Source organism: Marinobacter sp. UBA5687, from assembly GCF_002420325.1.
In the GTDB taxonomy this organism is placed as follows: Bacteria; Pseudomonadota; Gammaproteobacteria; order Pseudomonadales; family Oleiphilaceae; genus Marinobacter; species Marinobacter nauticus.
The window spans coordinates 24,352-35,559 of record NZ_DIHV01000135.1 but is presented as its reverse complement, the minus strand read 5'-3'; the positions used below and the strand labels follow the sequence as shown (position 1 = coordinate 35,559).

The window sequence follows — 11,208 nt, the reverse complement described above, 5'->3', positions numbered from 1 at the left end:
CAGGCCAACTCTGCGGTGTTCATGGCGCTGCTCAAGCCCGGTGATACCGTTCTGGGTATGAGTCTTGCCCACGGTGGCCACCTGACCCACGGTGCCAGCGTGAACTTCTCCGGCAAGATCTACCACGCGGTTCAGTACGGCCTGAACCCGGAGACCGGTCTGATCGATTACGACGAAGTGGAAGCCCTGGCTGTCGAGCATAAGCCGAAAATGATCATCGCCGGCTTCTCTGCTTACTCGCAGGAGCTGGACTTTGCCCGTTTCCGTGCCATCGCCGACAAGGTGGGCGCGTATCTGTTCGTGGACATGGCCCACGTGGCCGGTCTGGTCGCCGCTGGCGTCTACCCGGATCCGGTACCTCACGCCCACGTAGTTGCGACCACCACGCACAAAACCCTGCGCGGTCCCCGTGGCGGCCTGATTCTGGCCTGTGACGACGAAGACCTGCAGAAGAAACTGAATTCTGCCGTGTTCCCGGGCGGTCAGGGCGGCCCGCTGATGCACGTGATTGCGGCCAAAGCCGTGTGCTTCAAGGAAGCCATGAGTGACGAGTTCAAGGCCTACCAGCAGCAGGTCGTGAAGAACGCCGCCGCCATGGCAGAGGTGTTCATCGAGCGCGGCTTTGACGTGGTTTCCGGGGGAACCAAGAACCACCTGTTCCTGGTGAGCCTGATCAAACAGGACATTACCGGTAAAGACGCGGATGCCGCACTGGGCAAAGCGCACATTACCGTGAACAAGAACGCCGTGCCGAACGATCCTCGTTCACCGTTTGTAACGTCCGGACTGCGCATTGGTACTCCGGCGGTGACCACACGCGGCTTCAAGGAAGCCGAGTGTCGGGATCTGGCGGGCTGGATGTGTGACATCCTCGATAACCTTGAAGACGAAGCGGTCAATAGCCGAGTGCGGGAGCAGGTGGAAGCTGTCTGCGCACGGTTCCCGGTCTACGGCTAACAGGCTTAGACAGGTCAGCCCGGGCGCTCCGGTGAGTGCCCGGGTTCTTTCTTTCCGGAGCAGGTGATTTATGCATTGTCCTTTCTGTGGTGAAGCCGATACCAAGGTGATTGATTCGCGCCTGGTGGCCGAGGGTGACCAGGTTCGCCGCCGCAGGGAGTGTCTGTCCTGCCGTGAGCGTTTTACCACCTTTGAAACCGCTGAGCTGGTGATGCCCCGGGTCGTGAAGCAGGATGGTACCCGGCAGCCTTTTGATGAAGAAAAGCTGCGAGCCGGCATCATGAAAGCTCTGGAAAAACGTCCGGTCAGCATTGAGGAAATCGATGCAGCGTTGAACCGCATCAAGTACCGTCTTCGCTCCACTGGTGAGCGCGAGGTCAAGTCGATGCAGTTGGGTGAGGAAGTGATGACCGAGCTGCGCCAACTGGACAAGGTGGCTTACGTGCGTTTTGCCTCGGTTTACCGCAGTTTCCAGGATATCAACGAGTTCAAGGAAGAGATCGAGCGGCTGTCCCAGGGCAATGGCGATACCGCGGTGGATGTTGCCAGGGCATTGGTGGATAACGGTACAGACAAAGGCAAGGCATGATTTCAGACCGTGATCGGGCAATGATGGCCCGGGCCGTTCAGCTGGCCTGGCGCGGTCGCTATTCCACCCATCCCAATCCCCGTGTTGGTTGTGTTATTGCCAAAGGCGATCTGATTGTGGGCGAGGGCTGGCACGAGCGTGCCGGTGAAGCCCATGCGGAAGTGCGTGCTTTGAGCCAGGCAGGCCATGAGGCTCGGGGAGCCACCGCCTACGTTACCCTGGAGCCGTGCAGCCACTACGGGCGCACGCCGCCCTGCGCACGGGCACTGATAGATGCCGGCGTGGCCCATGTGTTTGCCGCCACCAAAGACCCCAACCCGTCTGTGTCCGGTCGGGGGCTGGATATGCTCAGGGAGGCTGGCATACGGGTGACCGAAGGCGTGATGGCCGATGAGGCTGCGCGTCTGAATCCTGGCTTCATGAAGCGTATGAATACCGGTCGCCCCTGGGTTCGGCTGAAGATGGCGGCCAGTCTCGATGGCCGGACCGCCATGGCCAGTGGTGAAAGCCAGTGGATAACCGGCCCGGAAGCGCGCGCGGATGTGCAGCGTTTGCGGGCGATCAGCGACGCTATCCTCACCGGGGTTGGTACGGTGCTGGCGGATGACCCCTCGTTGACCGTTCGGCGGGACGAGATGGGCGATATCGGTGATGCCACGGATCCGTCCCGGCAGCCGTTGCGGGTGATCGCCGACCGGGATGCCCGTACGCCGGCCACCGCCAGGATTCTTCAGGGTGGCAATGTGCAGGTATTCTGCGCCAGTTCGACACTGGCCTCAGGCCCGGCCCAGGATCTGGCTGCGCTGGGCGTCAGCCTGACCGGGGTTGCCTGGAAAGATAACGGTGTTGATGTCGCCGAGTTGCTGGACGCGCTGGGAGAGCTTGGTATTAACGAGTTGCTGGTTGAAGCCGGCCCTACGCTGGCCGGTACGTTCATCGGTGAAAATCTTGTGGACGAGCTCTGGCTCTACCAGGCCCCGGTTTTCCTGGGTAGTACCGGCAGGCCGACAGCGCATTTGCCGCTGGAGACCATGGCCGACAAAGTGCAATGGAAGGTGCTGGATCGTCGTCAGGTGGGTGAGGATCAGCGTCTGATCCTGGCTCGCCACTAATCATTCAATCCATTCCCCGAGAACCGGCTAGACTGTCGGGAGGGGTGAAAGGGTGCAGAACCGTATGGCACTGAACAGCATTGAAGAAATCATTGAAGACATTCGCCAGGGCAAAATGGTCATCCTGATGGATGATGAGGATCGCGAGAATGAGGGCGACCTGGTGATGGCCGCCGAACACTGCACGGCGGAGGCCATCAACTTCATGGCCCGTTTTGGCCGTGGGCTCATCTGCATGCCGATGACCCGTGACCGGTGCGAACAGCTGGGCCTGCCGTTGATGGTACAGCAGAATGCTTCTGGCTTCGGAACCAAATTTACCCTGTCGATCGAAGCCCGGGAGGGTGTTACCACGGGCATTTCCGCAGCGGACCGGGCTCGTACCGTGCAGGCAGCGGTTGCCCGGGATGCCAAGGCTTCTGACCTGGTTCAGCCGGGGCATATTTTCCCACTGATGTCCGATCCTGGTGGCGTTCTCAGTCGTGCCGGTCACACCGAAGCGTCCTGCGATCTGGCGGCCCTGGCCGGCTGTGAGCCGGCCGGCGTGATCTGTGAAATCATGAATGATGACGGCTCCATGGCCCGGCGCCCGGATCTTGAAAAGTTCGCAGAAGAGCATGATCTGAAGATCGGGACCATCGCAGACCTGATTCATTACCGCACCATGAACGAGCGCACGGTGGAGTGTGTGGAGCAGAACGAACTGGATACCGAGTACGGCGTGTTCAAGCTGCACACCTACCGGGACAATATCCAGGGTGCTACCCATCTGGCTATGGTAATGGGCGATATCCAGCCAGATGAGCCAGTGTTTGTGCGAGTGCACATTACCGATACCCTGCGCGATCTGCTGGGTGCACGCCGCAAAGACTCCCGGAGCTGGCCGCTGCATCACGCACTGGAGAAGGTTGCGGAAGAAGGCAAAGGCGTGGTGGTGCTGCTTAACAGTGCTGAAGACAGCTACAACCTGGAAGACCGGATTCAGGAGTTCTTTGACAAAGGGCAGGGATCCTCAGGCAAGGGCAGTTCCGGCGTGTATTTCACCGTCGGTACCGGTTCCCAGATTCTCCGGGATCTTGGCGTAGGTAAAATGCGCCTGCTCAGTCCGCCGGTTAAATTCTCCGCCATCTCCGGTTTCGACCTGGAAGTGGTGGAATACGTACCTTACGCCCCCGAATGATAAACCCGGTTATCGCCAATAAGGCGATGACCCGTGAAGGAGCCCGAGATGGCAGATATCAAAGTAATTGAAGGTGATTTTACCCAGTGCAGCGGCCGCTATGCGCTTGTGGTTGGCCGGTTTAACGGCTTTGTGGTGGAAAGTCTGGTGGAAGGTGCAGTGGATACCTTGCGTCGTCACGGCATTTCCAATGATGACATTGCCATCATCCGTGTACCGGGTGCCTATGAAATGCCACTGGCGGTCAAGCGTGTTGCCGAAACCTCGGACTACGACGCCATTATCGCCCTTGGCGCGGTAATTCGTGGTGGTACTCCGCACTTTGAATACGTGGCGGGCGAGGCCTCCAGCGGCCTGGGCGCTGTCAGCCTGGAAACCGATGTCCCGGTTACCTTCGGCGTATTGACCGTAGATTCCATTGAGCAGGCCATCGAACGCTCCGGCACCAAGGCCGGCAACAAGGGCGCGGAAGCTGCCATTACTGCCCTGGAAATGGTCAGTCTGTTCAAAAAGTTGGGTGAGTAATGAGCGAAGCGGGTGACACTTCTCCCCAGCCGGGGAAAACCGGCCAGCCCAAGGCAGGCGATCGCCGCCGGGCACGGGCGCTGGCCATGCAGGGTTTGTATCAGCGGCACTTCAGCAAAACGCCGATTTCTGATATCGAAGCCGAGTTCATGGTCGACAACGACATGAGCAAGGTCGATATCATGTATTTTCGGGACCTTCTGCGTGGTGTCTACCGCGAGCAGGCGGAGCTCGACAAGTTGCTGGAGCCGTTTCTGGATCGTCCCCTCAAGGAGGTCGACCCGGTTGAACTGGCGATCGTTCGCCTGGGCGCCTATGAGCTGAAACACCGCATCGATGTGCCCTACAAAGTGGTCATCAACGAGGGTATTGAAATGGCCAAGCGCTTTGGTGGCACCGAAGGGCACAAGTTTGTGAACAGCATTCTGGACAAACTCAGCCGCCGGCTTCGCCTGGCCGAGACCCGCCCGCGTTGATTCATGGGTGAATTTGAGCTGATCCGGAAGTATTTCCAGCCGCTGGCCGATGGTTCCGGGCAGGATCAGCTCCTTCTCGGTCCCGGCGACGACTGTGCGATCCAGCGGGTATCGCCGGGGCTGGACCTGGTGTTTTCTGTGGACACCCTGGTAGAGGGCGTTCATTTTCCTTCCGGTTATTCGCCCGATTATCTCGGATGGCGAGCTCTGGCGGTTGCGGTAAGTGATTTGGCCGCGATGGGCGCAAGCCCGGTCTGTTTTACTCTGGCTTTAACCTTGCCAGACGCCAATCAGGGCTGGCTGAAGCCGTTTTCAGAGGGACTGGCCCGGGCCAGCAAAGCCTTTGGTATCGCCCTGGCGGGCGGAGACACTACCCGTGGGCCCCTGACAATCAGCATCCAGGTGCACGGAACTGTTGAGAGTGGGCGTGCGCTGTATCGATCCGGCGCGAAGCCCGGCGACCTGATATGTGTCAGCGGTACGCTCGGGGCGGCCGGTGCCGCTCTTGATTACCTAGCTGCCGCCGCGCCCTCACCGGACCAGCTTGCCTTGTTATCACGTTATCATTTCCCAGAGCCTCGTCTGTCACTGGGACAGCAGCTGGCGGGCAGGGCCTCCTCTGCCATTGATATTTCAGACGGGCTTCTGGCGGATCTCGGTCATATTCTTGATGCCTCGTGCGCTGGTGCCAGAATCGACACGGGACGTATACCGATGATGGCGGAGTTGGTTGCATTAAAGGGTGAGAACGCCCGGGATCTTGCGTTGGGAGCAGGAGATGACTATGAGCTTTGCATCACCATCCCGCCAGAAACCTTCGGCACTCTTGACGATTCTGTGGCCCGTGAGCTGACGGTCATTGGAGAGATTACTTCGGAGCCTGGCCTTCAACTGAGCGGGCCGGTCTCTGGCGTCATTCAAGGATTTGAGCACTTTGGGAGACCCGCATGAGTGATGAGCTGATGCATGAACCGGACGCCGCCCAGGTCATCTTGCCCCCTGGCTTTCTGAAAAATCCGGTCCACCTGTTGGCCTTCGGTTTTGGTAGCGGTGCAGCGCCGAGAGCGCCGGGAACCTGGGGTAGCCTCGCCGCTGTTCCGGTTTGGTATGCCTTTTCCTGGATGCCTCCGTTGGCCTACTGGCTCGTGGTTCTGGCGGCGTTTCTGGTGGGTATCTGGTTGTGTGGCAAAACCGCGACAGACCTGAAAGTGCATGATCACGGCGGTATTGTATGGGATGAATTTGTGGGGATGTGGATTGCCCTGGGCCTGTTTCCGGATCAGCTTTACGGGGTGCTCATGGCGTTCATGCTGTTCCGGCTGTTTGACGTGTGGAAGCCCTGGCCCATTAACTGGCTGGATGAGCGCTTGCCCGGCGGGCTCGGGATTATGGTGGACGATGTCGTCGCCGGGGCCATGGCGCTGGGTTGCCTTTGGGCTATTGACGTCTGGGTGATGCCCTATATTATCTAGCGAGGCATCACCCATTCGGTTTGTCGGGTGGGTTAGTGCACCTGCTGCTCTTCTGGCAGCATGCGAACAACATGCAGAAAGCGTTTAAGGCCGACTTCTGCCCGCTCTCTTGAGGCAAAAGGCCCGCTATCGAAGCCCTCGCGAGTTGTAAAGTACCATTTGCTCCCTACGCAGAAAAAACGACTGCTGCGAAACGGGACGGGGCCTTGCTCTCCTGTCCTGCGCTGAGTGTCCATGGTTTCTCCTGAGCCCACTTGTTTTTTTCTTCTCGGGCTATGCGTTGTGTAAGCCGACTTGTTTAAAACTAATCTAATTGCTGGCGAATTCAACAATTTTTTACATTCTTACGCCGGGCATCACATTCCGGACCTTTCAGCATCGAAAGCGAATTCGATTGTGTGCCTTGCTCTGATCAGCCGGGATGGTCAGAATGCTTGGCAGCGTTGCCCTCAACATTGCAGGCCGTGCCAACGGCCATCCCTATGGATAAGGAGATGAAGTGAGTATGTGTCACGTTCCAAGGCTTTTCAAGTTGCTGGCTGTTCTGGTGAGTGTGGTCATGGCGGGTTGTGCGTCTACCGTGGCCAGGGTCGATACCTGGGAAGGCCAACTGCCCGCGGCAACGGAGCCGGCAGTGCTTCAGGCGCCCGGTGCGATACAGGTGGTCAGCGTGAATGGCCGGAGCATGACCAATTTCCTGATCGACGACCTGGCACTGGATTACGGTTTGCTGCCTGGTGAAAACGAAGTGGTGTTCAACTATAAAACCATCTGGGCCAAGGCCGGTGTGGTGCGCAATGGCGAATCCAAAGTTCATGTCATTGAGAGCGGTCCTCAGGTGGCACGGTTCGAGGCGAGCCCGGACGCGGTCTACCGTTTCGAGTTTGACAAGCCGGGCAGCCGCCAGGAAGCCGAAGCCATGATGGAGAGCTTCTCGGCAAAGATTGTTGCCGGTAACGGTACCGTGGTGGCGGTATCTGAGGAATGGGACGGACAGTCCCGGTTGACAGCCAACCGCACTCCGGTACCGGTGTCTGACACAGAAAGTGTCGGGCGCACCCAGGACGGCACCGCACTGGAACAGCTCAAAGCCATTTGGGCAGATGCTTCGGATGAAGAGAAGAAAGCCTTTCTGCGTTGGGCATTCGAATAATCCCGGGCCGGGCCTGCGGGCCCGGCTTTTTCATTATCTGATTAGTTCTGCAGCTCACACCCCGGTTACCGTCTGAATTTGCCCAGCCCACCTTTCAATAGCTTTTCCACATAGGCCAGGACATCATCGGTCAGGTTGTGTTGTGGTTCCGGAAACTGCTCATGGCCTTGATCGGGGCCCAGCTCCGCTGCTGCTTTCTCTATCGCTTCCAGGCTGTCGTGTACCAGTTCCGCTAGCTGGTCGCTGTCGGCGACCACGTCCGGGCAAAGAGTAAAGTTCAGGGTGAGCTGCCCCTGGTAGCTGACCGCGACAATTACCAGCCCAAGGCTGTCGAACAGAGGGGCGCTGTTGTACTGGCGCACCAAACGGGCACCTTGCAGGTACAGCGGTACCTGCGGGCCCGGTACGTTGGTAATCGGCACATTGAACAGGGGCTGATAGCGTTGTGCCACCTGAAGCTCGGAATACAGCCGGGCTGACAGTGCCAGCAGTGTTGATGGTAGCAGTTCGGTCAGCCGGTCCGCGGCTATGGCTTCACGGTAGGGTTCCGATTCTACCGCGTTACGGTGAATTCGCCGGATCCGGGCTGCCGGGTTGGGTTCTGCAGTGGCCAGGTCCAGCAACATGGCCGACATCTGGTTGCCCGTGGCCTTGCGAAGACTGCTGGAGCGAACCGAGATCGGCGTCATGGCGACCAGCGATGTTTTCGTTTCGATGTTCTGGTTGGCGAGGTATCGGGCCAGGGTTTCGGCGCACAGGCCGAGGACCACATCGTTCAGGGTGACGTCGGCCAAGGAGCCTTTGATGGCTTTGAGCCGGGACAATTCCACGCTGGTCGAGACAATCCGCCGGTTGGCGGTAATCTGCCGGTTAAAGGGGCTGTGGGGCGCGGTGAACAAGGGCAGTGGCAGTGGCAGCTTGTGTAATTGCTTCTGGATCAGCCCACGGGTTGTGGCTTCGGCGGCGTTATAGGCCAGAGAGGCCAGCTGCATCGGCGTTTTCAGCATGTTGGCACCGGCCTGCAGGAACACCCGCTCCTCAGAAGGTTCCTGCCTTGGCAGCCAGGGGCGGGGTGGTGTGATGGTTCTCGGGCTGGGTGTGTACTCCAGCAGCTTGCCCATGATTTCCTCGCCACTGAAGGCATCAATGGCCGCATGATGCAGCTTCACGATCAGTGCAAAACCCTCTTTTTCACCCTCCGGATCGTCGATCCGGAAACCATCGACAAAGGTGATGTGCCACAGCGGTCGGTCGCGTTTCAGTGGTTCCTCAAGAATTTTCGAAGCCAGTGACATCAGACTGGCCTGCTTGCCGTGTTCACCCAGGTTTACATAGGCCAGGTGCCGCTCAATGCTGAAATCGGCATCGTCCACCCAATAGGGGCGGCCGAGCCGGAGAGGGATTTCTTTCAGTTTCTGGCGGAACAGAGGCACCACGTGGAGGCGGCTGCGCAGGTAGGCGACGAAGGTGCTGAACGCCAGCGGGTTAGACAGGCCGCTGGCATCAAACAGATAAACGCCGCCGATGTGCATCGGGGTGGTGTCTGATTCCAGATACAGGAACGAGGCATCCAGTTCCGACAGCTGACGCATGGAACGCACTCCTTGTGTTTCTCGTTGTACTCGGCTGACCAGTATACTCCAGACCGTGAATTCCCCGGTTGGCTCCGTTGCCTCAGGAATCCGCCGGCTTGAGCCACTGGCTGAGGCTCTGGTCTTCGCTCAGCCGGTTCCAGAACCACATCAGAGCCTTGCCTTTGTCTTCACTGTGCCGGGCCAGGTGAATGGCGATCGGGGGGCGTGGTTCGTGCACGGCTTTCGCCACCAGCCGGCCTGAAGCCAGTGCCTCCCGGATGCGTGGCAAGGGCAGCCAGCCAACGCCAAGGCCTGCTTCCTGTATGGCAATTTTCTGGTCGATGTTGGTGACGGTCAAGGTTCGTTGGCGCCGGAAGATGCCGGCATGGCCGGGTGGCAGCGCGCGGGAGGTGTCGGCGGCAACGGCAGCGGGAAATGGGGCGATGTCGCTTTCTTTCAGGGGTTCTTCTGCCTGGGCCAAAGGGTGGTTGGCCGCCACGGCAAAGACGAAAGGTATCTCGCCCAGTGGCTTGGTGGTAAAGCTTCCGGCGGGCTTGCTGAGCTGGTCTGCGCCGATCACCATGTCGACGCGCCGGCTTTGCAGGGCGTCCCAGGCGCCTGCAAAGACCTCCTCCACCACCTGTACATCCACTGGAACGCCCAATTGGTAAAAAGCGTCAATCGCCGGAAACAGGCATTGTGCCGGCAGCAGCGAGTTGAATCCTATTCTAAGCCTGGTTTCCCAGCCCTGAGCTACCTGGCGGGTAGAGTGAGCCAGGTTCTCGGCGGCTTCAAGCAGCGAGCGGCCTTCCTCCAGCAGGTAACGACCGGCGGGCGTGAGCACGGCTTTGTGGCCGGTTCGGTCAAAGACACTGACGCTGAGGTCTTCCTCAAGCTTCTGAACGGTGTAACTGATGGCCGAGGGAACCCGGAACAGTTCGCTGGCGGCACCGGCAAAACTGCCCTTGCGGTCGATAGCGTCCAGTACTTTGAGTGCGTCGATGGTAATGGCTGTATGCATGTTCGAATAATCTGAAAGTGTTTGCCAGAAATGCTTGCTATCAGCCTAGCAGCACAGCCGTTAGCCTGTCTCTATTAATTCAGAACCGGGTCGGCCCCATCACACTTCATCAGGGCAAATTTCATGGTGGCTGACCTCGCAGGAGGGTAGTTATGGGCTTGTTGGTTGACGGCTGTTGGCACGATCAGTGGTATGACACGGGCAGAACCGGCGGCAAGTTTGAGCGCGAAGCGGCGCGGTTCCGAAACTGGGTAACCGCTGATGGCTCTGCCGGGCCGGCCGGAGAGGGTGGTTTTCCTGCAGTGAGTGGCCGGTATCACTTGTATGTTTCCATGGCCTGCCCCTGGGCCCACCGCACCTTGATTTTCCGGAAGCTCAAAGGTCTGGAGAACCATATTTCGGTGTCTGTCGTGCACCCGGACATGGTGGAAAACGGCTGGGAGTTCCGGCCCGGTCGCAAAGAACATCAAGACGACTTGTATAATTTTGACTTCATGCACCAGATTTATACCCGTGCCGCCCCGCATTATTCTGGCCGGGTCACGGTGCCGGTGTTGTGGGACAAAGAGCGCGAAACCATTGTCAGTAATGAATCCGCAGACATTATCCGGATGTTCAATTCCGCCTTTGATGGCCTTGAGGGCGTGAATAACGACCGGGATTTCTACCCGGAAAGCCTGCGTGGTGACATCGAGGCGGTGAATGAACGGGTTTACCACACGGTGAACAATGGCGTTTATAAAGCCGGGTTCGCCACTGCGCAGGACAAGTATGAGGAGGCCTCTCAGGCCCTGTTCGACTCCCTGGACTGGCTGGAAGAAAGGCTGGCGGAAAAGCGCTATCTCACCGGTAACCGGCTAACCGAGGCCGATTGGCGGCTGTTCACCACGTTGATCCGGTTTGATGCGGTGTATTACAGCCACTTCAAGTGCAACCGCCAGCAGATCCGCGACTATCCGAATCTGTCCGGCTATGTGCGGGAGCTATATCAGGTGCCGGGCGTGGCTGAAACCGTGGATCTGGGCCAGATCAAGCGTCACTACTATGTAAGTCAGCGCACCATAAACCCAACCCAGATTGTGCCGGTGGGGCCAGAGCTGGAATTCGAAGCACCCCACGGGCGTGAACATCTCGGCTGAATGGGCCTGG

The 11,208-nt window shown here is 58.8% G+C and carries 13 protein-coding genes; 10 read left to right on the top strand and 3 right to left on the bottom strand.

Annotation, left to right across the window (positions count from 1 at the left end; all coding sequences use genetic code 11):
• The 8 genes from glyA to B3Y70_RS15070 all read left to right on the top strand — a co-directional run.
• On the top strand, positions 1–957 hold a 957-nt coding region (gene glyA / locus B3Y70_RS15105), incomplete at its 5' end, for a serine hydroxymethyltransferase (protein WP_288590028.1).
• Between the two features lie 70 nt (positions 958–1,027).
• Positions 1,028–1,546 (top strand): transcriptional regulator NrdR, encoded by a 519-nt coding sequence (nrdR, locus tag B3Y70_RS15100; protein ID WP_011784360.1) that lies wholly within the window; start codon positions 1,028–1,030, stop codon positions 1,544–1,546.
• The gene (gene ribD, locus B3Y70_RS15095) at positions 1,543–2,658 is read left to right on the top strand and encodes a bifunctional diaminohydroxyphosphoribosylaminopyrimidine deaminase/5-amino-6-(5-phosphoribosylamino)uracil reductase RibD (RefSeq protein ID WP_023011679.1); all 1,116 of its coding nucleotides are present in this window, start codon (positions 1,543–1,545) and stop codon (positions 2,656–2,658) included. The genes nrdR and ribD overlap by 4 nt, the downstream gene beginning before the upstream one ends.
• A gap of 64 nt (positions 2,659–2,722) precedes the next feature.
• Positions 2,723–3,838: a bifunctional 3,4-dihydroxy-2-butanone-4-phosphate synthase/GTP cyclohydrolase II gene (ribBA, locus tag B3Y70_RS15090; protein WP_022992196.1), complete on the top strand. Its 1,116-nt coding sequence runs from the start codon at positions 2,723–2,725 to the stop codon at positions 3,836–3,838.
• A gap of 48 nt (positions 3,839–3,886) precedes the next feature.
• Complete coding sequence (gene ribE / locus B3Y70_RS15085) at positions 3,887–4,363, top strand: 6,7-dimethyl-8-ribityllumazine synthase (protein ID WP_011784363.1); 477 nt, start codon at positions 3,887–3,889, stop codon at positions 4,361–4,363.
• The gene (gene nusB / locus B3Y70_RS15080) at positions 4,363–4,839 is read left to right on the top strand and encodes a transcription antitermination factor NusB (RefSeq protein ID WP_014420583.1); all 477 of its coding nucleotides are present in this window, start codon (positions 4,363–4,365) and stop codon (positions 4,837–4,839) included. The genes ribE and nusB overlap by 1 nt, the downstream gene beginning before the upstream one ends.
• 3 nt (positions 4,840–4,842) lie before the next feature.
• A complete protein-coding gene (gene thiL / locus B3Y70_RS15075) occupies positions 4,843–5,790 on the top strand; it encodes a thiamine-phosphate kinase (RefSeq protein ID WP_273029778.1) in 948 nt (315 codons plus the stop codon).
• Positions 5,787–6,311, top strand: coding sequence for a phosphatidylglycerophosphatase A family protein (locus B3Y70_RS15070; RefSeq protein WP_141067860.1), 525 nt, complete (start codon positions 5,787–5,789; stop codon positions 6,309–6,311). The genes thiL and B3Y70_RS15070 overlap by 4 nt, the downstream gene beginning before the upstream one ends.
• A 32-nt stretch (positions 6,312–6,343) precedes the next feature.
• On the opposite strand, the gene B3Y70_RS15065 is transcribed toward B3Y70_RS15070, so the two are convergent.
• The gene (locus tag B3Y70_RS15065) at positions 6,344–6,547 is read right to left on the bottom strand and encodes a DUF6316 family protein (protein WP_011784367.1); all 204 of its coding nucleotides are present in this window, start codon (positions 6,545–6,547) and stop codon (positions 6,344–6,346) included.
• Between the two features lie 269 nt (positions 6,548–6,816).
• Between B3Y70_RS15065 and B3Y70_RS15060 the strand changes: the two genes are divergently transcribed.
• On the top strand, positions 6,817–7,464 hold the full coding sequence (locus B3Y70_RS15060; RefSeq protein ID WP_023009246.1) for a DUF2057 family protein: 648 nt from the start codon (positions 6,817–6,819) through the stop codon (positions 7,462–7,464).
• Positions 7,465–7,529: 65 nt separating this feature from the next.
• Here B3Y70_RS15060 and B3Y70_RS15055 read toward each other — a convergent pair whose 3' ends face one another.
• Together B3Y70_RS15055 and B3Y70_RS15050 are read right to left on the bottom strand one after the other, a co-directional pair.
• Positions 7,530–9,056, bottom strand: a complete 1,527-nt coding sequence (locus tag B3Y70_RS15055) for a WS/DGAT/MGAT family O-acyltransferase (RefSeq protein WP_286895328.1) — start codon at positions 9,054–9,056, stop codon at positions 7,530–7,532.
• A gap of 82 nt (positions 9,057–9,138) precedes the next feature.
• Complete coding sequence (locus tag B3Y70_RS15050; RefSeq protein ID WP_014420588.1) at positions 9,139–10,059, bottom strand: LysR substrate-binding domain-containing protein; 921 nt, start codon at positions 10,057–10,059, stop codon at positions 9,139–9,141.
• Positions 10,060–10,211: 152 nt separating this feature from the next.
• On the opposite strand from B3Y70_RS15050, the gene B3Y70_RS15045 reads away from it, so the two are divergent.
• Positions 10,212–11,198, top strand: coding sequence for a glutathione S-transferase family protein (locus B3Y70_RS15045; protein WP_286895331.1), 987 nt, complete (start codon positions 10,212–10,214; stop codon positions 11,196–11,198).
• Positions 11,199–11,208: the final 10 nt, after the last annotated feature.

Bases quoted from the DNA above. Each gene is read 5' to 3' on its own strand.
- B3Y70_RS15060 (WP_023009246.1), top strand. From the start codon at position 6,817: ATGTGTCACGTTCCAAGGCTTTTCAAGTTGCTGGCTGTTCTGGTGAGT.
- B3Y70_RS15065 (WP_011784367.1), bottom strand. From the start codon at position 6,547: ATGGACACTCAGCGCAGGACAGGAGAGCAAGGCCCCGTCCCGTTTCGC.
- ribE (WP_011784363.1), top strand. From the start codon at position 3,887: ATGGCAGATATCAAAGTAATTGAAGGTGATTTTACCCAGTGCAGCGGC.
- ribBA (WP_022992196.1), top strand. From the start codon at position 2,723: ATGGCACTGAACAGCATTGAAGAAATCATTGAAGACATTCGCCAGGGC.
- thiL (WP_273029778.1), top strand. From the start codon at position 4,843: ATGGGTGAATTTGAGCTGATCCGGAAGTATTTCCAGCCGCTGGCCGAT.
- B3Y70_RS15055 (WP_286895328.1), bottom strand. From the start codon at position 9,056: ATGCGTCAGCTGTCGGAACTGGATGCCTCGTTCCTGTATCTGGAATCA.
- B3Y70_RS15050 (WP_014420588.1), bottom strand. From the start codon at position 10,059: ATGCATACAGCCATTACCATCGACGCACTCAAAGTACTGGACGCTATC.
- ribD (WP_023011679.1), top strand. From the start codon at position 1,543: ATGATTTCAGACCGTGATCGGGCAATGATGGCCCGGGCCGTTCAGCTG.
- B3Y70_RS15045 (WP_286895331.1), top strand. From the start codon at position 10,212: ATGGGCTTGTTGGTTGACGGCTGTTGGCACGATCAGTGGTATGACACG.
- B3Y70_RS15070 (WP_141067860.1), top strand. From the start codon at position 5,787: ATGAGTGATGAGCTGATGCATGAACCGGACGCCGCCCAGGTCATCTTG.
- nrdR (WP_011784360.1), top strand. From the start codon at position 1,028: ATGCATTGTCCTTTCTGTGGTGAAGCCGATACCAAGGTGATTGATTCG.
- nusB (WP_014420583.1), top strand. From the start codon at position 4,363: ATGAGCGAAGCGGGTGACACTTCTCCCCAGCCGGGGAAAACCGGCCAG.